The following is a 20,117-nucleotide window of genomic DNA, read 5'->3' as shown; positions in this document are numbered from 1 at the left end:
CATGGAGTGAAACTATGTTATTAAAAGATAAAGTCGCCATTATTACTGGCGCGGCCTCCGCACGCGGTTTGGGCTTCGCGACTGCGAAATTATTCGCCGAAAACGGCGCGAAAGTGGTCATTATCGACCTCAATGGCGAAGCCAGTAAAACCGCCGCGGCGGCATTAGGCGAAGGCCATCTCGGCCTGGCGGCCAACGTCGCTGATGAAGTGCAGGTGCAGGCGGCCATCGAACAGATCCTGGCGAAATACGGTCGGGTTGATGTACTGGTCAATAACGCCGGGATTACCCAGCCGCTGAAGCTGATGGATATCAAGCGCGCCAACTATGACGCGGTGCTTGATGTTAGCCTGCGCGGCACGCTGCTGATGTCGCAGGCGGTTATCCCCACCATGCGGGCGCAAAAATCCGGCAGCATCGTCTGCATCTCGTCCGTCTCCGCCCAGCGCGGCGGCGGTATTTTCGGCGGACCGCACTACAGCGCGGCAAAAGCCGGGGTGCTGGGTCTGGCGCGGGCGATGGCGCGCGAGCTTGGCCCGGATAACGTCCGCGTTAACTGCATCACCCCGGGGCTGATTCAGACCGATATTACCGCCGGCAAGCTGACTGATGACATGACGGCCAACATTCTTGCCGGCATTCCGATGAACCGCCTTGGCGACGCGATAGACATCGCGCGCGCCGCGCTGTTCCTCGGCAGCGATCTTTCCTCCTACTCCACCGGCATCACCCTGGACGTTAACGGCGGCATGTTAATTCACTAAGCGAGGCAAACAGATGAAGATGACCGAATCACAAAAAGTCGCCGCGGCGGCGTGGCGTATTCGCCGTTACGCCCTGCAAATGGGGGAAGTGCAGGGGCAGGGCTATATCGGCCAGGCGCTGGGCTATGCCGATGTGCTCGCCACCGCCTTCAGCCATGCCATGACCTATCGCCCGGAAGATCCCGAGTGGGAGGGGCGCGATCGCTTCCTGCTCTCTCATGGCCATTACGCTATCGCTTATTATGCCGCGCTGCTGGAGGCGGGCATTATCCCGGAAGCCGAACTGGAAACCTACGGCTCCGACGACAGCCGCCTGCCGATGTCCGGCATGGCGACCTACACCCCGGGGATGGAGATGTCCGGCGGCTCGCTGGGGCAGGGGCTGTCCATTGCCGTCGGCATGGCGCTTGGGCTGCGGCAGAAACAGAGCAAGGCCTGGGTCTACAACTCCATGTCCGATGGGGAGCTGGACGAAGGGTCGACCTGGGAGGCAGCGATGTCGGCGGCTCACTATGGCCTGAGCAACCTGATTAACCTTGTCGATGTCAACAAACAGCAGGCTGACGGCGATTCACGCAAAATCCTCGGCTTTGAGCCGCTGCAGGATAAATGGGCCGCCTTCGGCTGGTACGTACAGCGCGTGGACGGTAACGATCTGCCGGCGGTGATGGCCGCCTTTGACAACGCGAAAAGTTATTCCGGCAATCAGCCGCGGGTCATTTTATGCGACACGCTGATGGGCAAAGGGGTGCCGTTCCTCGAAACCCGCGATAAAAACCATTTTATTCGCGTCGATGCCGACGAATGGCAAAAAGCGATCGCGGTGCTGGACGCTAACAAACCGGAAGGAGTGCTGTAATGAGCCAGAGTCAACCCCGTTTAAAAACGTCGGCGATGATCGCCTCGATTGCCGATGAAGGCCAGGCGACCGTCCCTGCGCCCTTCGGCGTCGCGCTGTCAAAACTGGCGGCGCAGCGCCCGGAAATCGTCGGCATGACCGCGGACCTGTCAAAATATACCGACCTGCATATTTTCGCCCAGGCCTTCCCGGATCGCTTTTTCCAGATGGGCATGGCCGAACAGCTGCTGATGGCGGCGGCAGGGGGGATGGCGAAGGAGGGATTTATTCCTTTCGCCACCACCTATGCCGCCTTTGCAACCCGTCGCGCCTATGATTTTATTCACCAGGTCATCGCCGAAGAGCATCTGAACGTGAAGATCTGCGCGGCGCTGCCGGGCCTGACGACCGGCTATGGCCCCAGCCATCAGGCCACCGAAGATCTGGCGATCATGCGCGGTATCCCCGGGATGGTTATCGTCGATCCTTGCGATGCGCTGGAGATAGAGCAGGCGGTACCGGCCATTGCCGATCACCAGGGGCCGGTGTATATGCGTCTGCTGCGCGGTAAGGTGCCGCTGGTGCTGGATAAATATGACTATCAGTTCGAACTGGGTAAGGCGAAACTGCTGGAGGACGGCAACGATGTGCTGATTATCTCCTCCGGGCTGATGACCATGCGCGCGCTGGAGGCGGCTGAAAAGCTGCGGGCCGATAATATCGGCGTGGCGGTTCTGCACGTGCCGACCATCAAACCGCTGGATGAGAAAGCGATTATTGAACAGGCGTCGAAGCCGGGCCGCCTGGTTGTAACTGCGGAGAACCACACCGCGGTCGGCGGCCTGGGGGAAGCGGTGGCCGCGCTGCTGATGCGTAAGGGCGTACGCTGTGAGCTGGATAGCGTGGGGCTGCCCGACGCGTTCCTGTTAGCCGGCGCCCTGCCGACCCTCCACGATCGCTACGGCATCTCCACCGCGAAGATTGTCGAAAAAATTAAGTATCGTCTGCGTTAACCGCGCTGCTATGACCCACTGGCCGCTGAGCGCGCTCAGCGGCCTTCTCATGCCCGCCAGCCAGGCGCGGCATTCTTTTGCAGATTTTATGCGGCCTGTCACAAAATCTGCTAGACTGCGCCCCTTCATGGCATTGTGGTTTTTGCCATCTCTTATCGCAATAATCTCCCTGAAAACTACGCCCTTCACCGGGCCGGGGCGGTTCGGAGTTGTTATGTCTTTTGATTCCCTTGGCCTGAATCCCGATATCCTGCGCGCTGTCGCTGAGCAGGGCTACGTTGAGCCGACCCCTATCCAGCAGCAGGCGATCCCGGCGGTACTGCAGGGCCGTGACCTGATGGCCAGCGCCCAGACCGGCACCGGTAAAACGGCGGGCTTTACCCTGCCGCTGCTGCAGCGCCTGATCCAGAATGAGCCGCACGCAAAGGGCCGTCGTCCGGTGCGCGCGCTGATCCTGACCCCGACCCGTGAGCTGGCGGCGCAGGTGGGCGAGAACGTCCGCGATTACAGTAAATACCTGAATATTCGCTCGCTGGTGGTCTTCGGCGGCGTGAGTATCAACCCGCAGATGATGAAGCTGCGCGGCGGCGTCGACATCCTCGTCGCCACCCCGGGCCGTCTGCTGGATCTTGAACATCAGAACGCCGTCAGTCTTGATAAAGTAGAAATCCTCGTGCTTGACGAAGCGGACCGCATGCTGGATATGGGCTTTATCCATGACATCCGTCGCGTACTGGCCAAACTGCCGGCGCGTCGACAGAATTTGCTGTTCTCGGCGACCTTCTCCGACGAGATCAAGGGCCTGGCCGAGAAACTGCTGCACAACCCGCTGGAAGTGGAAGTGGCGCGTCGTAACACCGCGTCCGAGCAGATCACCCAGCACGTCCATTTCGTTGACAAGAACCGCAAGCGTGAACTGCTGTCGCAGCTTATCGGCGAAGGCAACTGGCAGCAGGTGCTGGTGTTTACCCGTACCAAGCATGGCGCCAACCACCTCGCGGAACAGCTCAACAAAGACGGCATCCGCAGCGCGGCGATCCATGGCAACAAGAGCCAGGGAGCGCGTACCCGCGCGCTGGCCGACTTTAAATCCGGCGGCATTCGCGTGCTGGTGGCGACCGATATCGCCGCCCGCGGTCTGGATATCGAAGAGCTGCCGCACGTGGTGAACTACGAGCTGCCGAACGTACCGGAAGATTACGTCCACCGTATCGGCCGTACCGGTCGCGCGGCGGCCACCGGCGAAGCCTTATCGCTGGTGTGCGTGGATGAGCATAAGCTGCTGCGCGATATCGAGCGCCTGCTGAAAAAAGAGATCCCGCGCATCGCGATTGCCGGCTATGAGCCGGATCCGTCCATTAAAGCCGAACCTATCCAGAACGGTCGCCAGCAGCGCGGCGGCGGTCGTGGGCAAGGTCAGGGACGCAGCGGACAGCCGCGCAGCCAGAATAATGCCCCGCGCCGTCAGGACGGCGAGGCGCCGAAAGCGCGCACTCAGGACGGCAAACCGCCGCGCCGCCGTCGCCCGCGTAAACCGGCTGGCGAATAACACGCTGATGTCCGGGCCGCGATAACGCGCCCCGGCTCAGGCCCGTCTGTCCGCTACGCGGCGGCGGGCCTTTTTCTTTCCATTACACTATTTGTCGAGCAGGCTTCCACACTCCGCAGAAAGCAATACCTCCGGGCGGGCAAAAATGGCACAATAGTGGCTGTTTATACAGTATTCAGGTTTTCTCATGGCTTTGACCGCTGCGCTGAAAGCGCAAATCGCCGCCTGGTATAAGGCGCTTCAGGAACAGATCCCGGACTTTATTCCGCGTCCCCCGCAGCGGCAGATGATCGCCGATGTGGCGAAAACCCTTGCCGGGGAAGAGGGCAGGCATCTGGCTATCGAAGCGCCGACCGGTGTCGGCAAAACGCTGTCATATCTGATCCCGGGCATCGCCATCGCCCGCGAGGAACAAAAAACGCTGGTGGTCAGCACCGCCAACGTCGCCCTGCAGGATCAAATCTACAGTAAGGACCTGCCGCTGCTGCGTAAAATCATTCCCGACCTGCGCTTTACCGCCGCCTTTGGCCGCGGACGCTACGTCTGTCCGCGCAACCTGACGGCGCTGGCCAGCACCGAGCCGTCGCAGCAGGATCTGCTGGCCTTTCTCGATGACGATCTCACCCCGAATAATCAGGCGGAGCAGAAGCTGTGCGCGACCCTGAAGCAGGATCTCGACAGCTACCGCTGGGACGGCCTGCGCGACCATACCGACAAAGCCATCGACGATGGGCTATGGAGCCGGCTGAGCACCGATAAGGCCAGCTGCCTGAACCGCAACTGCCACTACTATCGCGAGTGCCCGTTCTTTGTGGCGCGGCGGGAAATTCAGGAGGCGGAAGTGGTGGTGGCCAACCATGCGCTGGTGATGGCGGCGATGGAGAGCGAAGCGGTGCTGCCGGAGCCGAAAAACCTGCTGCTGGTCCTCGATGAAGGCCATCATCTGCCGGACGTCGCCCGCGACGCGCTGGAGATGAGCGCCGAGATCACCGCCCCCTGGTTTCGCCTGCAGCTGGATCTATTCTGCAAGCTGGTGGCCACCTGCATGGAGCAGTTTCGTCCGAAAACCACGCCGCCGCTGGCCAATCCGGAGCGGCTCACCGCTCATTGCGAAGAGCTTTTCGAGCTGATTGCCTCGTTGAATAATATTCTCAATCTCTATATGCCCGCCGGTCAGGAAGCGGAGCATCGCTTCCCGATGGGCGAACTGCCGCAGGAGGTGATGGAGATCTGCCAGCGGCTGGCGAAGCTCACCGAGTTGCTGCGCGGCCTGGCGGAGCTGTTCCTGAACGATCTCAGCGAAAAGACCGGCAGCCATGACGTGGTGCGCCTGCATCGGGTGCTGCTGCAGATGAACCGCGCCCTTGGCATGTTTGAAAGCCAAAGCAAGCTGTGGCGCCTGGCTTCGCTGGCGCAGTCCTCAGGCGCGCCGGTAACCAAATGGGCGACGCGGGTGGTGCGCGATGGCCAGATCCACGTCTGGTTCCACTGCGTCGGGATCCGCGTCAGCGATCAGCTTGAACGGCTGCTGTGGCGCAGCGTGCCGCATATCGTGGTGACGTCAGCGACGCTGCGCTCGCTAAACAGCTTCTCGCGCCTGCAGGAGATGAGCGGTCTGAAGGAGAAAGCGGGGGACCGCTTCGTGGCGCTGGATTCGCCGTTCAACCACGTGGAGCAGGGGAAAATTATTATTCCTCAAATGCGTTATGAACCGCTGATGGATAACGAAGAGCAGCACATTGCCGAGATGGCGGCCTATTTTCGCCAGCAGGTGGAGAGCAAAAAACATCTCGGGATGCTGGTGCTGTTTGCCAGCGGGCGGGCGATGAACCGCTTCCTCGAGCATGTGACCGATCTGCGCCTGATGCTGTTGGTGCAGGGCGACCAGCCGCGCTACCGGCTGGTGGAGCTGCATCGCAAACGGGTGGAAAGCGGCGAGCGCAGCGTGCTGGTGGGTCTGCAGTCCTTTGCCGAAGGTCTCGATTTAAAAGGCGATCTGCTAAGCCAGGTGCATATCCATAAAATCGCTTTTCCGCCCATCGACAGCCCGGTAGTGATCACCGAAGGCGAATGGCTGAAAAGCCTCAATCGTTATCCCTTCGAGGTACAGAGTTTGCCTAGCGCCTCCTTTAATCTTATTCAGCAGGTGGGGCGTTTGATCCGTAGCCATAACTGCTGGGGAGAGGTGGTGATTTACGATAAGCGTCTGTTGACCAAAAACTACGGCGCGCGTCTACTGAACGCGTTACCTGTTTTTCCCATAGAGCAGCCGGGCGTTCCGGAGGTTATAGTAAAACGGAAAGCAAAACAGACAGCAAAACAGACGGGCCGCAAACGTCGCTGACGCCGGCGCGTGATGCACCAGGGGGAGCCATGGAGTACAGCAAAATTATAAAAGAGGTGGGTCGCGGTAAGAATCATGCCCGCGATCTCGATGAAGAGACCGCCCGTGCGCTCTACGCGCGGATGCTGAACGGCGAGGTGCCGGAGCTGGAGCTGGGGGGAATATTAATCGCCTTGCGCATTAAAGGCGAAGGCGAAGCGGAGATGAAAGGTTTTTACGCCGCGATGCAGCAGCATACGCTGCGCCTGACCCCGCCGGCCGGCAAGCCGATGCCGATCGTTATCCCCAGCTACAACGGCGCGCGCAAGCAGGCGAACCTCACGCCGCTGCTGGCGATGCTCCTGCACAAGCTGGGATTTCCGGTGGTGGTTCACGGCGTCAGTCACGATCCCACCCGGGTGCTGACCGAAACCATTTTTACCCTGCTGGACATTCCGGCCACCCTGCACGCCGGACAGGCTCAGGCGCAGCTGGAGGGCCATGAACCGGTGTATATCCCGGTGGGGGCCTTCTGTCCGCCGCTGGAGAAACAGCTGGCGATGCGCTGGCGGATGGGCGTACGCAACAGCGCCCATACCCTGGCCAAGCTGGCCACGCCGTTTGGCGAAGGGGAGGCATTGCGTCTCTCCAGCGTGTCGCATCCAGAATATGTTCCCCGGGTGGCGAACTTCTTTCGCGAGACCGGTGGCCGCGCGCTGCTGATGCATGGTACCGAGGGCGAAGTGTACGCCAACCCGCAGCGCTGTCCGCAGATCAGCCTGATTGATGAGCAGGGCGTGCGGGTGCTGTACGAACGCCAGACTGAGATGGCAGCGGAGGCGGTGGTCCTGCCGACCTCGAAAGACCCTGAGGTCACCGCGCGCTGGATTGAACGCTGCGTCGCTGGCGTCGAACCGGTGCCCAACTCGTTGAAGATCCAGCTTGCCTGCTGTATGCTGGCCTGCGGGGAAGTGACCTCGCTGGAGCAGGGCCTCAGCCGCGTCAACGACTGCTGGTGATCGGATCTGCAGGATAAAAAAAAGCCCGTCCGGTGGCTCGGACGGGCAAGGCAAGGGTATTAAAGGTCTTTTCAGGGTTAATTCAGTGGCTTACAGATGGGTGCAGCGATTATTTATAGATAACCGCAGTACCGCTCAGTTTGTTGTTGGTGTTAGCGGAAGTAATGCTGTAGCCGGTCGCGCCAGCGGCTTCGGCTTTAGCAGCCAGTTTTGCTTCCAGACCATCTAAAGTGGTTGCGCCTTGCGCAGACACCACGCCGATCTTATTCATGCTTTCAGCCTGAGCGGGGGTAACCGGTTCGGCGGCAAAGGCGCCGAAGGAAAGAGCGGTCAGAGCGATGGCAGCGGCAGCATATTTGATGTTTTTCATAGTTAATCTCTCGCAGGTTGTTCTGTTCAGGGGACGATGTTCCGTCGATGTGATAAGTATCACGCTTTTTTGCGGGAGATAAAATCGAAGGAAATTCACAGTCTTCATCGAATTTTTTGAATGATTAATAATTTACTGATTATTAATAAATTATTTCTTATTCTTTTCGTCACGAAGCGTAGCGAGGAAGACCGACGCGTTTAAGGGCACATATTGCGACTTTTTCCGCCAAAAAATGTGCGCGAAAAGATAATGCGAAAGGCTGTCATAAACGGTAAAGGAAAGTCAGCGTAGCTGGCTATCCTTGGAACCGCGACGATTATATCCTGAAAATGTATTGTTATGTAAATCTTTCTCCTGCTGGCACTTCACGCAGTATCTGACCCCTGGGATGGCCTGTCGACGGGCCTCCGGAATCGGCTCTCCGCATTCATCACAAAATTTGTTGCTTTCGCCGCGCGGAAGCTCGCGGCGGGCGCGAGCCACCGCATCGTCAATAGTGCTGTCGATCTGATCCTGTACGGCGCCGTCGCCTGCCCAACCTGATGCCATCGTCTGCCTCCTGTAAAAGGTTATTGATAAATTATAGCTGAACCGTACAGCCGGTTACCGCTGCTGGCGGCATTGATCCGCCAGGCTATCGCCCCCTGACGGTGGGCCTTATCCGCGAGGGCGGCCGCCAGGTCGTCCAGGGTGCTGGCGCCGAAGGCGGAGACGGTGCCGACAGGGCGGAGCGGCCCGTTATAGGGCAGTACGGGTGGCGGTGGCAGGGGAGAGGCCGCGGTGGCATGAGCGGTGAGCGCCGCGGCGAACAGCAGCGAGACGAATTTCATCAGCATATCCTCATAAACCGCATGGGACATAGCTTAAGTGTAGGTCTTTCCAGACCGCGCGACAGGGAATGTTTAATGCAAAACAGTGCGTTTTGCATGCTACCGGCGCAGGGGAGCGCTACTCTGGCCGGTAGATTATTTAACGGGCGTCAGGGCGGATCATGTCAAAGCGCAGGCTGTCATCAATACCGTAATAGGCGCTCGGGCCACCGGCGCGCAGGATCGGTTGGGCGCGGGCGGTTTGATAGATGCCGTTGTCCAGCAGTGATTCATCGATATGCACGGCAACCACTTCACCGAGCACCAGCCACGTATCGACAGGGTTGCCGTCGGCGGTGGTGAGTTGAATACACTGCGACAGACGGCACTCAAAGTTCACCGGACTCTCCGCGACCCGGGGAGCGCTGACCAGGCGGCTGGCGGCGGCGGTGAGGCCGGCGCGCACGAATTCGTCCTCATGGTGCGGAATCGAGGCTGACGTTTCATTCATCGCCATGGCCAGCGGTCGCGTCGCCAGGTTCCAGACAAACTCCTTTGTTTCGACGATATTTCGCACGCTGTCTTTCCAGCCGCTGCTGGCGAAACCAATGATCGGCGGCCGATAGTTAAAGCAGTTAAAAAAGCTGTATGGCGCCAGATTACGCTGGCCCTCGGCGTCCTGCGAGGCGATCCAGCCTATCGGGCGAGGCCCGATTATCGCGTTCAGCGGGTCATGCGGCAGGCCGTGGCCCTGCGAAGGTTGATAAAAGTACATGCTGCACCTGTCACGGATAATGGAGATATCCAGACTCCCTTATTTACCGCGCCGCCGTCAACGGGTATCTTACGCGGCTGTTCAAAGGAGATTGTCATGAAAGCCCAGAAACCGGGGTTACACCCGCGTAACCGCCACCATCAACGCTACGACCTGCCCGCGCTCTGCCAGGCCCATCCTGACCTGCAGGGCTACATTACGCTCAATCCGCTGGGTGAGCAGACCATTGATTTTGCCAATCCGCAGGCGGTGAAAGCGTTGAATAAAGCGCTGCTGGCGCATTTCTACGCGGTCAAACACTGGGACATTCCTGACGGCTTTCTCTGTCCGCCGGTGCCTGGGCGGGCCGACTATATTCATCATCTGGCGGATCTGCTGGCCGGGGATAGCGGCGAGGTGCCGAAGGATGCCACGATCCTTGATATTGGCACCGGCGCTAACCTCATCTATCCCCTGATCGGCGCTCACGAGTATGGCTGGCGCTTTACCGGCAGTGAAATCAACCCGCAGGCGTTCGCCAGCGCGCAGGCGATTATCAATGGCAACCCGGGCTTGACCCGGCAGATCCGCCTGCGCCGGCAAAAAGAGAGCCAGGCTATCTTTCACGGCGTGATCCATAAAAACGAGACCTACGACGCCACGCTGTGTAATCCGCCGTTCCATGACTCCGCAGAGAGCGCCCGGGCGGGGGGCGAGCGCAAGCGCCGCAACCTCGGACTCGGCGCCGAAAGTGGCCTCAATTTTGGCGGTCAACAGCAGGAGCTGTGGTGCGAAGGGGGCGAAGTAGCCTTTATTTCGCAGATGATCCGCGAAAGCCAGGCCTTCGCCCGCCAGGTGAAATGGTTTACCTCGCTGGTGTCGCGCGGCGATAATCTGCCGCCGCTCTACCGCCTGCTGACCGAGGTCGGCGCAGTGAAAGTGGTGAAAAAGGAGATGGCCCAGGGGCAAAAGCAAAGTCGCTTTATCGCCTGGAGCTTTATGGACGACGCCAAACGCCGTCGTCCATTCTAACGCTACTCGGCGGCCGGGCTGTCGGCGCCCGGCATCGGCAGCTGCTGCCAGGTCTGTACCGGCGCGCGAACCCCGGCGCGGTCGAAGTGCTTTTTCACCTGGGTGTCGAGGGCAAAACGCACCGTCCACTGCTTCAGCGGCAGGGTGGTGAAGCTGACGCGTAGCGTAAAGGCGGTATTGCTCAGCCCCACCAGCCCGGCGAACGACGGTTCGCCAATGATCAGACCGCGGATCTCCTCCTGGGCCAGCAGATCGTCCACCGCCGCCTTCAGCGCCTGGCTGGCTTTATCCAGATCCTCATGGCGGTCAACGTCATAGTTAGCCACAACCGAGCCAATGCCGCGCACGAAGTTGGCAAAGGTGGTGATCGAGGACCAGGGAATAATGTGATAGGCGCCGGTATCCTGACGTACCCCCACGGAGCGAATCGACATTCGTTCCACGGTGCCGGTCAAAGGGCCGATGGTGACCAGGTCGCCGGTGTTCATCCCGTTCTCAAACTGGATAAATATGCCAGTGATAATGTCTTTGACCAGGGTTTGCGCACCAAACGAAATGGCCAGCCCTAACGCCCCGGCGCCCGCCAGCAGCGGCGCAATGTTTACCCCAATTTCCGAGAGCAGGATCATCACCGTGATGGTGCTGATCACCACCGCCAGCGCGTTGCGAAACAGCGTCAGCAGCGTCCGGGCCCGCGCGCTGGGCAGCGGACGGCCATGAATATCCGATGCCAGCCGGTTTTCAATCAGGCTGGCCAGAACTGTCCAGCCAATGGCGGAGAAGAAGAGGATCAGGGCGATGCGGATCAGCACATCCACCGTTTTTTGCCCGGCATCGTTGTGCAGCCATTCCCGGAAGTCAAACAGGCCCCAGGCGCTCAACAGCAGCATGATGGCGACACAGACGGTGAGAATGCGCGCCGCCTTCAGCGAGGCGGAGATCCAGCCATTTAGCCGCTTTTGCAGTTCAGGGTAGTTGCGCTGAGTGGCGGGCGACAGGGTGATGGTTTTGGCTATCCAGCGCGACAGGATGCCAGACACCAGCGCCGCGCCGCCGATAATCGCCAGGCTTTGCAGGGTGGCGCCCATCATGAATTTCAGGCTGTTGCCCGGGTCGAACAGCGAAAAGAAAAAAAGCACCACAAAGTAGGCGCAGGCCAGCCAGTGCCAGACCAGCGCGAAGGCGCGGATAAACAGGCTAAAGAAAGCGAGTGAGTGGTCGGCCAGGTGGATCAACCCTTGAGTAATCACCGCTTTGTTATGAAAAATCAGGTACAGCGCCCACAGCGTAATGCACAGCATGATGACGACGTTAGCCAGCGCGCCAACCTGAACATTCACCTGATTGGAAATAATCGGCACCGCGACGATCAGACCGTAACCAATCAGGCTGCTGAGCGCGCTCAGGCGCAGGCTCCAGTATGACGCGGCCTCGTCGCTGAGGTTAAAGGGCCGCAGGGCAGGAATGCGCGGGCAGAAAATGAGCCGCAGAATAGCTTTAAAAAACTCGATCAGCGCGAAGGCGTTGAGGAAAAGGCTCTGCTGGAAGGCGATGGTAGGGTTATTCCCATTCAGGCGATCGCTTAGCAGCTGACCGACAAACAGGGTTAGCGCCAGCAGCAGCAGGTCGATGATAAACGCCCCGGCGATGGTCAGGGGCAGCTGGAGCCAGTTACCGCGATCGCGGTTTTTATGCCGTCCCCATTCGCCCATTTTGCGATACAGCGGCAGCGCCGCGAGGCGTACCAGCCACCAGAAGGCAAACACCAGCCCGGCCAGCAGTAAAAAATGCCAGGCCGCGCTGGTAAAGGTTTGCGGATTAAAGGGCTTATGCGGTGAGCCGGTGATATTGCGCCACAGCTGGGAAAAGCGTGATGAGAGCTGTTCGCCATATTCCCGGCTTATCTGGGTGACGTTCTCCAGTACCGTGGTCTCTTCTTTCACCGCCGGTGGCGTCAGCGTCGGGGTGCTGTCGGGCGGCGGCGTGGCGGCTGCTTTACGCAGCTGGTCAATGAGCTCCTGACGGGCGGAGTCGTTGGCCAGCACATCGGCCAGTGCGGCATAAGCCGCTCTTTTCTGTTCCACATCGGGTTCGCTGGCGCTGTTTTTATCAGTGTTAGCCGTCGGCACGCCGGGGAGGGTGGCGGCGGAAAGCGGGGCAGTAAACAGTGCAGCGAGCAAAAGCAGGATCCACGGCATGGGCACCTCCGTTGCAACGTAAACGGGTAAGTATAGAAGCCGCTGGCGGAAGGGGAGGGAAGAGGATTCTGGAAAAGCGGCTCTCATCGTGGGGGAGAGAGCCGTTGTGGGTCAGGCGACGTGTTGCAGGAATTCACGCAGGCGCGGGCTGGGCGGGTTCTTTACCAGCTCCTGGGGATTGCCGTCTTCAGCAATTCGTCCTTTGTCGATAAAGATTAGTCGCGAGGCCACTTTTTCGGCAAAGCCGATTTCGTGGGTCACAATCACCATCGTCATGCCCTCTTCCGCCAGGTCCTGCATCACCTTGAGCACTTCATGGCGCAGCTCCGGGTCGAGCGCGGAGGTCGGTTCATCAAACAGCATCATCTTCGGCTTCACCGCCAGCGCGCGGGCGATGGCCACACGCTGTTGCTGGCCGCCGGAGAGTTCGGACGGATAGTGATGCGCGCGCTCAGCCAGACCGACTTTCGCCAGCAGCTCTTTCGCCTGCTTCTCTGCCGCCTGCTTGCTGGCGCCGCGTACCCGCAGCGGGCCAAACATCACGTTTTCCAGCGCCGTGAGGTGCGGGAACAGATAAAACTGCTGGAAAACCATCCCGGCTTCCTGACGAATCAGACGTTCGTCCACCTTCGGGTCGTTGACCTTCAGACCATCGACAATCAGATCGCCGCTGGTGATCTCTTCCAGCTTATTGATGCAGCGCAGCATCGTTGATTTACCGGAACCGGAAGGGCCGATAATGACCACCACTTCACCCTGATTAATTTTCAGAGAGATATCGTGTAGCACCTGGGTCGGACCAAAGTGCTTGGAGACGTTTTTAAATTCAATCACAGGATTTTCATCCTTCTTTCAAGACGACGCAGAATAAAGCTCAGGACCAGGGTGATAATCAGGTAGATCACGGCTACAGCGCTCCAGATTTCCAGCGCGCGGAAGTTGCCCGCGATGATCTCCTGTCCCTGACGGGTCAGTTCGGCGACGCCGATGACGATGAACAGCGAGGTATCCTTGATGCTGATGATCCACTGGTTGCCCAGCGGCGGCAGCATGCGGCGCAGCGCCAGCGGCAGGATCACGTGGCGAATGGTTTCGCGACGCGACAGGCCAAGCGCCAGGCCCGCTTCGCGGAAGCCTTTATGTATGGAGAGCACCGCGCCGCGGGTGATTTCCGCGATATAGGCGCCCGAGTTTATCATGATGGTCACTACCGCCGCGGAGAAGGGGTCGATGCGCAGATCGCTAAAGGCCATCGGCAGCGCAAAGTAGATGAACATAACCTGCACCACAATCGGGGTGCCGCGAATGATTTCAATAAAGACCAGCGCGATGTGGTTGGCGATCCAGCCGCCGAAGCAGCGGGCGAAACCGGCCACCAGACCAATTATCAGACCGCCGGCCAGGCCGAGGACGGAAATCCACAGCGTCATTTTGGCGCCTTCCAGCAAAATCGGAATGGCAGGCCAGATGGCACTCCAGTCAAACTGCATAATACGTTCCTGTTACCGTGTCGAGAGCAGAGGAAAGCCTCCGCCAAAATACCGTCTCCCGCTGAGCCTGTGCCGGAAGACCGTTGTGGTGTCGCCGGACCTCGGTCCGGCGAAGTACGTTTTTATTATTTGGGTTCAGTGCCGAACCATTTTTTATAAATTTCGTTATAGGTACCATTGTCGCGCAGCGTTTTCAGCGCACCGTTCACTTTCTCACGCAGCTCGTCGCTGCCTTTCGGGAAGGCGATACCGTAGTTTTGCGCTTCCAGTGATTCGCCTACCGCTTTGAACTTACCGTTGCCCGCGGTTTTGATGAAGTACAGAATATTCGGCGTATCGTGCAGCACGGCATCCGCGCGACCGGTTCCCAGCTCCATATAGGCGTTATCGATGTTCGGGAACTGACGCAGATCTTTGGTTTTGATATTGGCTTTCGCGTAGTCAACGGAGCCGGTGCCGCTCTTCACCGCGACCACTTTACCGTTCAGATCTTTGACATCTTTGATGTCGTTATTATTGGCGTTGACCATCACCAGCAGGCCGCTTTTGTAGTAGCCGTCGGAGAAGTCGATCGCTTTTTTACGCTCGTCGGTAATGGTGATCCCCGCCAGCGCCAGATCGATATTTTTGGTTTGCAGCGCCGGGATAATGCCGCTGAAGTCCATTGGCTTCAGGGTGTAGTCGAGCTTCAGCTCTTTGGCGATAGCCGCCCACAGGTCAACGTCAAAACCCACATACTTATCGCCTTGCTTAAATTCGAACGGGACGAACGCCGTATCGGTGGCGACAACCAGGGTCTTATTGGCGGCATGGGAAGAAACCGCAAAAGCCAGGGTCAGTGCAGCCAGTGAAACTTTAAATACAGACTTCATAGCATTTCCTTTTATATCCACGGGACGATCCCCTGCGAGAACGACTAGCCTAATGAAAAAATCGTGCCACTTTTACAAGCTGTTGTTTTTCAACAAACGAAGCGTAAGTCGTTGCACAAGATCGATCATTTCAGGCAGTGACTGCACCATGATGGGGCGTCATTTTGGTGCGTCATAAGGGTGCTGAATTACCAGCCCATTTTTAGCGCAAACCCTGATGGGAAAACAATCTCGACGTAACGATTGTGTGAGGTGATTATTACAATCTTTTTACTTTTGCGCGCATTTTCATCAATCTGGTGCCCTGAAACGGTGCAAGGCCAGTGGGGGATGAAAAGCAAAGGATGGAATATAGGGCAGGGAGAAACGCTGAGGCGCCGCCGACCGCGCTGGGCCGGCGGCAAAGCCTTACTCGATGTTGGCTTCAATGAACCACAGGAATTTATCCAGATCGCGGGAAGCCGCGGTGAAGATATCTGCAGTGTCTTCGTCTTTTGCTTCGTCGATCGCCTTACGCACATCGTTCGCCACTACCGCGTAGCGGTCAGCCAGGGCTTTCAGGTGATCCTGAACGTGATGGATGTCCAGCGGGTAGCTCTGCAGCGGGGTTTTACTGTTAATGACCTGAGTGGTACCCAGGGCGACGCCGCCCAGCTGCACCGCGCGCTCGGCCATGGTGTCCAGATGTTCGGTCAGCGCGGTACGGAAGCCATCCAGCATTTCGTGCACGGCGATAAAGTTCGCACCGCGCATATTCCAGTGTGCCTGCTTGGTGATAAGTGACAGGTCAATGAACTGGATCACCTGGCGATTCAACAGCTCAATGGTCGCTTTCTTTTCGCTGTCAGCGACATCGTTGCGGGTATAGACCAGATTAGACGCTTTTGATTTAACCAGTTTTGCGGTACTCATCGTTTCATATCCTCTTGATATTGATGCTCATCACACTTCAGATCTGAATGATGTGGAGCGTTGTCCCAAATGACTTCGGAAATAAGTATAGCAAGGGTTTTCAAGAGTGAGGCATCGGCAGGCTATATCACTCCGATAGCGCAAAGTGGTTGGTTATTTTAAAAATATTTAAATATCAGGTATTTATATTCGGCTGAACGGCCCGGATTTCTCTCGAGCCGGCGCCGTAACAGAATGTTAATTGATATCGACCTGCTCGACTTTACTCTGCCGTTGCATAGTCAGCGTGGCGCCCATCGAGGCGATAATGATCGCGCCGAGCGCCAGGGTCTGGGAGAGCTTCAGCGTTTCACCGAGGAAGATCATACCGGAGAGGGCTGCTAACGCTGGCTCAAGGCTCATCAGCGTGCCGAAGGTGCGCGTCGGCAAGCGCGTCAGGGCCATCATCTCGAGGGAGTAGGGCAGCGCGGTGGAGAGAATCGCGATCCCCAAACCCAGCGGCAGCAGCGACCACTGCCACAGCGTATCGGTGGCCTGCGCCATACCTAACGGCACAAACACCAGCGAGGCGATGAGCGACCCCATCGCTACCGTGGCTGGACCATGCTCTTCACCGGCACGCTGTCCGGTCAGAATATAGACCGCCCAGCACGCCCCGGCGCCGAGGGCGAACAGCGCGCCGGTTAAATCGACCTGCGCCACGTTCTGCCCCAGCGGCAGAAGATACCATAGTCCGAGGATCGCCAGCGCCACCCAGACAAAATCCAGCGGGCGGCGCGAACCAAACAGCGCCACCGCCAGCGGGCCGGTAAACTCCAGGGCCACCGCCACGCCGAGCGGAATGCGCTGCAGGGATAAATAAAAGAGATAGTTCATCGCCCCGAGCGCCAGGCCGTACAGTAGCAGCGGCACGCGCTGCGCCGGGGAGAAACGTAGCCGCCATGGCTTGAACACCACCACCAGAATCAGCGTTCCCAGCGCCAGACGCAGGGCGGTGACGCCCGGGGCGCCGACCACCGGGAACAGCGATTTAGCAAGCGATGCGCCGCTTTGAATCGAGGTCATGGCGACTAAAATCACCAGTATCGGCAACCATGCCGCCGCTTTTCTGGATGGACCGGGCATCCTTTCTCCTGTCAGGTTTTGTCAAAAGGGGTAAAAGTTCCAGTGTACTGGAATTACCTGCCGGCGGTTGAGCTAATGTTGAAAAAAACAGGGGCAAAAACAGTACAATGGCGAAAACTGCTGAGAAATTCACCAGGCGGTTAGGATTAATCTGGATGCTTGCGAATTTCTTAATGAGCGTTAAGATGTAAGTTAACGCCAAAAATTGTTGTTTTCCATATTGTTACAGAAATATGGAAACTTTTGGTTACATGAAAAAGTATGTTAGACAATGTAAACTCCAAAGAGTTTCCCAAAAGTTTTTGATATATTTAAGGCTTAGGACTTATTAGAAACACATTTGAGGTGGTTATGAATAAAATTGCACGTCTTTCAGCACTGGCCGTTGTTCTGGCTGCATCCGTAGGTACCACTGCATTTGCTGCAACTTCTACCGTAACCGGCGGTTACGCGCAGAGCGACATGCAGGGTAAAGCGAACAAAGCTGGCGGTTTCAACCTGAAATACCGTTACGAGCAAGATAACAACCCGCTGGGCGTTATCGGTTCCTTCACCTACACCGAGAAGGATAACAACAGCAACGGTACTTACAACAAAGGTCAGTACTACGGCATCACCGCTGGTCCGGCTTACCGTCTGAACGACTGGGCAAGCATCTACGGCGTAGTGGGTGTTGGTTACGGTAAATTCCAGAACAACAACTACCCTCATAAATCCGATATGAGCGACTACGGTTTCTCCTATGGTGCTGGTCTGCAGTTCAACCCGATCGAAAACGTTGCTCTGGACTTCTCCTACGAGCAGTCTCGTATTCGTAACGTTGACGTCGGCACCTGGATTGCTGGCGTGGGTTACCGCTTCTAATCACTCCGGTGATATGAAAAATCCGCCTCTCGAGGCGGATTTTTTTTGCCTGCTGACGGCCGGCCCGGGCGACTGGCCGGGCCGGCGCGATTAATTGACTGTGAACTCATCGGTACCGAGGTGAGCGTAGTCCACCTTCTGCAGCTGGAAGTTGGTGATGTACACCGGACCGGCCTTTTGCTCAGAGATAAACCGATAGCGTGGGGTGATTTCCGCCGCCTGGATCCCGGTCCACTGGGAGAAGAAACTGAGGAAATCATTCGCCGAACGCTGCGCCTTAATCACTTTATGCGCTTTGTCATCGCTGGATAGCACCATAAACGGCACCTGGAAGTTCTGCTGGAACTTATCGTCATGCGCCAGATACTGCACCTCTTTGCCCCGCTCCTTGAACGCCAGACCATGATCGGAAAAATAGGTCAGGGAAAAAGTGTCACCGGAATTTTGCAACTGATGATAAAGCTTAGCCAGCAGCGAATCGGTCTGCGTCATGCTGTAGAGGTAGCATGAGGTCTCTTTCGACTGAACGAAAACCGTGTATTTGCCCTTGGTCCGATCGCAGGCCTGTGGGTGAGAGCCCATCAGGTGCAGGACAATCAGCTGCGGCTGGGTACGCTGGGTTGAGAGCACCTGCTCGGTCAGCTTCAGCAACTGCTCGTCCTGGGTGTTTTTATTGGCTTCGAAATCGCCGTTTTTCAGGAACTGTACTTCATCCGCCCGTTTGGCGATGCTGGCGATAGCGGTGTCGTACTCGCCAATTTGCCCCTGGTTGGAGAACCACCAGGTCTGGAAACCGGCGCGGTTGGCGAGGGTGACAAAGTTATCCTGATACTGTGGTTTGCCATCGACCACCCGGTTAAGCGTCAGGCCGAGCGATTTCTGCGTTGAGCCGCTGGCGGCGATGTAGTTGTTAAACAGATAACCGTTTACCGAGCTGGCAAACGGCGTGTTGTCCCAATGGCCACTGAAAGCGCCGAGGGCATCGCGGCGCGCGCTTTCACCGATCACCACCACATAGAGATGGTATTTTGGCTTTACCGCCAGCACGTGCCAGCTGTCTTTCATGCCAGCCAGCTGCGCCATCCGAGCCTGTTCGTCCAGCACCTCGTTGTTATTCACCACCACGTCTTTGACAAAACGAAAGGCCGGATAACCGGTGTCAATCACCTTGAATACACCGCCCCAGGCAAGGTTTTGCACCGGCTGGAGAAAGAAGATCCCGATGCTGAACAACAGGCCCAGCGTATCCATTTTTCCCCAGCGTGATGGCTCAACGATCCTACGACGAACCGCAATGACCCCGAGAGCGAAGATGAAGACCGCCAGCAGATAGTTGTACCACGGGAAGATGGTCAGGATTTCCGTAGACTCTTCCACGTTGGTGGCGTGCAGCGCCAGCAGAGTGTTGAAGTTGGGGGCACCGTAGGCCTGGCCAAAGGGATAGTACAGAGCCGCCAGCAGGGAATAGGCGCCGACCACCGCTTTCTGGACGCGCGGAAAGGCGCGCCAGAGCAGATGTAACACGCAGGTAAATGCCACGGTATAAAGCAGGCTAAATTCATAGCCCAGCGCCAGGTTAATTAACAGCGACTGTAAAAAGTAGAATCCCGTCCATGGGTTCAGTGCCAGTCGGCGGGCGACCAGCGTATCTTTCAGGGTGGTGACATTCATAGTAAACAATCAAAAAGAGGCCATGCGCATCCCCTGGCGTCAAGGGGTAAAACCTGCTGGACAGTGCGTGAAGAGGGTCTCTGCGAGCCGCGAATGTGGCAGGGCTGTGCAAAGATAGGGCTTGTAAATGGTAAGGTCAACCAGACATAACAGATTGTTTTGCGAGGGCGCTTACAAAACTTGAAAAAAGGTCAGGGAAACGGGGGGAACCGGTCATTTTACCGGCAGAAAATGACAGAAAAATGAAGCGGCGTACCGCGACGCCGCCTTAGGAATTGGGTTTGCCCTGCTGCGGTTTACCGTTGATCATCTCGCACAGCATACCGATCAGCATTAATCGTACTTTAAAGGGTGAATGGCTAAACACGTTTATGCACCTCTTGAATTCATTCATCTGCTCTCCTCCTGCCAGTTCGCTCCGTCATTCCCTGATGGATGTTTGCATTATATACAGATATAGCACAGGCTATATTTTATAGCTATGGCTAAAACGTTAATTTTTTGTGCTCTT

At 57.5% G+C, this 20,117-nt stretch carries 20 protein-coding genes; 8 read left to right on the top strand and 12 right to left on the bottom strand.

Annotation, left to right across the window (positions count from 1 at the left end; genetic code table 11):
- Nucleotides 1–14: 14 nt before the first annotated feature.
- The 6 genes from OHJ17_RS17265 (at nucleotide 15) to ybiB (ending at nucleotide 7,506) form a co-directional block, all read left to right on the top strand.
- Complete coding sequence (locus OHJ17_RS17265; protein WP_002895750.1) at nucleotides 15–764, top strand: SDR family NAD(P)-dependent oxidoreductase; 750 nt, start codon at nucleotides 15–17, stop codon at nucleotides 762–764.
- Between the two features lie 13 nt (nucleotides 765–777).
- Nucleotides 778–1,623 carry a transketolase gene (locus OHJ17_RS17260; RefSeq protein ID WP_002895753.1) on the top strand — a complete coding sequence of 282 codons (846 nt, stop codon included), beginning with the start codon at nucleotides 778–780 and terminating at the stop codon, nucleotides 1,621–1,623.
- Complete coding sequence (locus tag OHJ17_RS17255; protein ID WP_002895757.1) at nucleotides 1,623–2,615, top strand: transketolase family protein; 993 nt, start codon at nucleotides 1,623–1,625, stop codon at nucleotides 2,613–2,615. The genes OHJ17_RS17260 and OHJ17_RS17255 overlap by 1 nt, the downstream gene beginning before the upstream one ends.
- Nucleotides 2,616–2,829: 214 nt before the next feature.
- Nucleotides 2,830–4,164, top strand: a complete 1,335-nt coding sequence (rhlE, locus tag OHJ17_RS17250) for an ATP-dependent RNA helicase RhlE (protein WP_016947488.1) — start codon at nucleotides 2,830–2,832, stop codon at nucleotides 4,162–4,164.
- Between the two features lie 187 nt (nucleotides 4,165–4,351).
- Complete coding sequence (gene dinG / locus OHJ17_RS17245) at nucleotides 4,352–6,508, top strand: ATP-dependent DNA helicase DinG (protein WP_004147693.1); 2,157 nt, start codon at nucleotides 4,352–4,354, stop codon at nucleotides 6,506–6,508.
- Nucleotides 6,509–6,537: 29 nt separating this feature from the next.
- Entirely contained in the window at nucleotides 6,538–7,506 is a 969-nt protein-coding gene (ybiB, locus tag OHJ17_RS17240; RefSeq protein ID WP_267302440.1) for a DNA-binding protein YbiB, read from the top strand.
- 109 nt (nucleotides 7,507–7,615) lie between these two features.
- Here ybiB and ybiJ read toward each other — a convergent pair whose 3' ends face one another.
- The 4 genes from ybiJ to OHJ17_RS17220 all read right to left on the bottom strand — a co-directional run bounded on the left by ybiJ (nucleotide 7,616) and on the right by OHJ17_RS17220 (nucleotide 9,463).
- Complete coding sequence (ybiJ, locus tag OHJ17_RS17235) at nucleotides 7,616–7,876, bottom strand: DUF1471 family protein YbiJ (RefSeq protein WP_004176772.1); 261 nt, start codon at nucleotides 7,874–7,876, stop codon at nucleotides 7,616–7,618.
- Nucleotides 7,877–8,161: 285 nt separating this feature from the next.
- Nucleotides 8,162–8,428 carry a DksA/TraR family C4-type zinc finger protein gene (locus OHJ17_RS17230; protein ID WP_002895824.1) on the bottom strand — a complete coding sequence of 89 codons (267 nt, stop codon included), beginning with the start codon at nucleotides 8,426–8,428 and terminating at the stop codon, nucleotides 8,162–8,164.
- Nucleotides 8,429–8,448: 20 nt separating this feature from the next.
- A complete protein-coding gene (locus OHJ17_RS17225) occupies nucleotides 8,449–8,709 on the bottom strand; it encodes a YdgH/BhsA/McbA family protein (RefSeq protein ID WP_004176771.1) in 261 nt (86 codons plus the stop codon).
- Nucleotides 8,710–8,848: 139 nt separating this feature from the next.
- Nucleotides 8,849–9,463, bottom strand: a complete 615-nt coding sequence (locus OHJ17_RS17220) for a flavin reductase family protein (protein ID WP_002895828.1) — start codon at nucleotides 9,461–9,463, stop codon at nucleotides 8,849–8,851.
- A gap of 96 nt (nucleotides 9,464–9,559) precedes the next feature.
- Between OHJ17_RS17220 and rlmF the strand changes: the two genes are divergently transcribed.
- Nucleotides 9,560–10,474 carry a 23S rRNA (adenine(1618)-N(6))-methyltransferase RlmF gene (rlmF, locus tag OHJ17_RS17215; RefSeq protein WP_002895831.1) on the top strand — a complete coding sequence of 305 codons (915 nt, stop codon included), beginning with the start codon at nucleotides 9,560–9,562 and terminating at the stop codon, nucleotides 10,472–10,474.
- 2 nt (nucleotides 10,475–10,476) lie between these two features.
- Here rlmF and ybiO read toward each other — a convergent pair whose 3' ends face one another.
- From ybiO to rhtA, 6 genes are all read right to left on the bottom strand, one after another.
- Entirely contained in the window at nucleotides 10,477–12,672 is a 2,196-nt protein-coding gene (gene ybiO, locus OHJ17_RS17210) for a mechanosensitive channel protein (RefSeq protein ID WP_004142041.1), read from the bottom strand.
- Between the two features lie 111 nt (nucleotides 12,673–12,783).
- On the bottom strand, nucleotides 12,784–13,506 hold the full coding sequence (glnQ, locus tag OHJ17_RS17205) for a glutamine ABC transporter ATP-binding protein GlnQ (RefSeq protein ID WP_004142040.1): 723 nt from the start codon (nucleotides 13,504–13,506) through the stop codon (nucleotides 12,784–12,786).
- A complete protein-coding gene (gene glnP, locus OHJ17_RS17200) occupies nucleotides 13,503–14,162 on the bottom strand; it encodes a glutamine ABC transporter permease GlnP (protein ID WP_002895837.1) in 660 nt (219 codons plus the stop codon). The genes glnQ and glnP overlap by 4 nt, the downstream gene beginning before the upstream one ends.
- A 125-nt stretch (nucleotides 14,163–14,287) precedes the next feature.
- Nucleotides 14,288–15,034 (bottom strand): glutamine ABC transporter substrate-binding protein GlnH, encoded by a 747-nt coding sequence (gene glnH / locus OHJ17_RS17195; protein WP_002895839.1) that lies wholly within the window; start codon nucleotides 15,032–15,034, stop codon nucleotides 14,288–14,290.
- Nucleotides 15,035–15,442: 408 nt separating this feature from the next.
- A complete protein-coding gene (gene dps, locus OHJ17_RS17190; protein WP_002895841.1) occupies nucleotides 15,443–15,946 on the bottom strand; it encodes a DNA starvation/stationary phase protection protein Dps in 504 nt (167 codons plus the stop codon).
- Nucleotides 15,947–16,183: 237 nt separating this feature from the next.
- Complete coding sequence (rhtA, locus tag OHJ17_RS17185) at nucleotides 16,184–17,071, bottom strand: threonine/homoserine exporter RhtA (protein ID WP_002895842.1); 888 nt, start codon at nucleotides 17,069–17,071, stop codon at nucleotides 16,184–16,186.
- A 351-nt stretch (nucleotides 17,072–17,422) separates the two neighbouring features.
- Between rhtA and ompX the strand changes: the two genes are divergently transcribed.
- Nucleotides 17,423–17,935 carry an outer membrane protein OmpX gene (gene ompX, locus OHJ17_RS17180; RefSeq protein WP_002895845.1) on the top strand — a complete coding sequence of 171 codons (513 nt, stop codon included), beginning with the start codon at nucleotides 17,423–17,425 and terminating at the stop codon, nucleotides 17,933–17,935.
- 90 nt (nucleotides 17,936–18,025) lie between these two features.
- Here the strand turns inward: ompX and OHJ17_RS17175 are convergent, their stop codons facing one another.
- The gene (locus OHJ17_RS17175; RefSeq protein ID WP_032432832.1) at nucleotides 18,026–19,606 is read right to left on the bottom strand and encodes a phosphoethanolamine transferase; all 1,581 of its coding nucleotides are present in this window, start codon (nucleotides 19,604–19,606) and stop codon (nucleotides 18,026–18,028) included.
- A gap of 268 nt (nucleotides 19,607–19,874) precedes the next feature.
- A complete protein-coding gene (gene mntS, locus OHJ17_RS17170) occupies nucleotides 19,875–20,000 on the bottom strand; it encodes a manganase accumulation protein MntS (protein ID WP_002895851.1) in 126 nt (41 codons plus the stop codon).
- Nucleotides 20,001–20,117 lie beyond the last annotated feature (117 nt).

It is taken from the genome of Klebsiella sp. KP20-425-1, assembly GCF_025813515.1.
GTDB classification, from domain to species: Bacteria; Pseudomonadota; Gammaproteobacteria; order Enterobacterales; family Enterobacteriaceae; genus Klebsiella; species Klebsiella pneumoniae.
This window is presented reverse-complemented; position numbering and strand designations above follow the sequence as displayed.

What these genes read in the sequence shown, in the direction of transcription:
- OHJ17_RS17265 (WP_002895750.1), top strand. Translation starts at nt 15, where the DNA reads ATGTTATTAAAAGATAAAGTCGCCATTATTACTGGCGCGGCCTCCGCA.
- OHJ17_RS17260 (WP_002895753.1), top strand. Translation starts at nt 778, where the DNA reads ATGAAGATGACCGAATCACAAAAAGTCGCCGCGGCGGCGTGGCGTATT.
- OHJ17_RS17255 (WP_002895757.1), top strand. Translation starts at nt 1,623, where the DNA reads ATGAGCCAGAGTCAACCCCGTTTAAAAACGTCGGCGATGATCGCCTCG.
- rhlE (WP_016947488.1), top strand. Translation starts at nt 2,830, where the DNA reads ATGTCTTTTGATTCCCTTGGCCTGAATCCCGATATCCTGCGCGCTGTC.
- dinG (WP_004147693.1), top strand. Translation starts at nt 4,352, where the DNA reads ATGGCTTTGACCGCTGCGCTGAAAGCGCAAATCGCCGCCTGGTATAAG.
- ybiB (WP_267302440.1), top strand. Translation starts at nt 6,538, where the DNA reads ATGGAGTACAGCAAAATTATAAAAGAGGTGGGTCGCGGTAAGAATCAT.
- ybiJ (WP_004176772.1), bottom strand. Translation starts at nt 7,876, where the DNA reads ATGAAAAACATCAAATATGCTGCCGCTGCCATCGCTCTGACCGCTCTT.
- OHJ17_RS17230 (WP_002895824.1), bottom strand. Translation starts at nt 8,428, where the DNA reads ATGGCATCAGGTTGGGCAGGCGACGGCGCCGTACAGGATCAGATCGAC.
- OHJ17_RS17225 (WP_004176771.1), bottom strand. Translation starts at nt 8,709, where the DNA reads ATGAAATTCGTCTCGCTGCTGTTCGCCGCGGCGCTCACCGCTCATGCC.
- OHJ17_RS17220 (WP_002895828.1), bottom strand. Translation starts at nt 9,463, where the DNA reads ATGTACTTTTATCAACCTTCGCAGGGCCACGGCCTGCCGCATGACCCG.
- rlmF (WP_002895831.1), top strand. Translation starts at nt 9,560, where the DNA reads ATGAAAGCCCAGAAACCGGGGTTACACCCGCGTAACCGCCACCATCAA.
- ybiO (WP_004142041.1), bottom strand. Translation starts at nt 12,672, where the DNA reads ATGCCGTGGATCCTGCTTTTGCTCGCTGCACTGTTTACTGCCCCGCTT.
- glnP (WP_002895837.1), bottom strand. Translation starts at nt 14,162, where the DNA reads ATGCAGTTTGACTGGAGTGCCATCTGGCCTGCCATTCCGATTTTGCTG.
- glnH (WP_002895839.1), bottom strand. Translation starts at nt 15,034, where the DNA reads ATGAAGTCTGTATTTAAAGTTTCACTGGCTGCACTGACCCTGGCTTTT.
- dps (WP_002895841.1), bottom strand. Translation starts at nt 15,946, where the DNA reads ATGAGTACCGCAAAACTGGTTAAATCAAAAGCGTCTAATCTGGTCTAT.
- rhtA (WP_002895842.1), bottom strand. Translation starts at nt 17,071, where the DNA reads ATGCCCGGTCCATCCAGAAAAGCGGCGGCATGGTTGCCGATACTGGTG.
- ompX (WP_002895845.1), top strand. Translation starts at nt 17,423, where the DNA reads ATGAATAAAATTGCACGTCTTTCAGCACTGGCCGTTGTTCTGGCTGCA.
- OHJ17_RS17175 (WP_032432832.1), bottom strand. Translation starts at nt 19,606, where the DNA reads ATGAATGTCACCACCCTGAAAGATACGCTGGTCGCCCGCCGACTGGCA.
- mntS (WP_002895851.1), bottom strand. Translation starts at nt 20,000, where the DNA reads ATGAATGAATTCAAGAGGTGCATAAACGTGTTTAGCCATTCACCCTTT.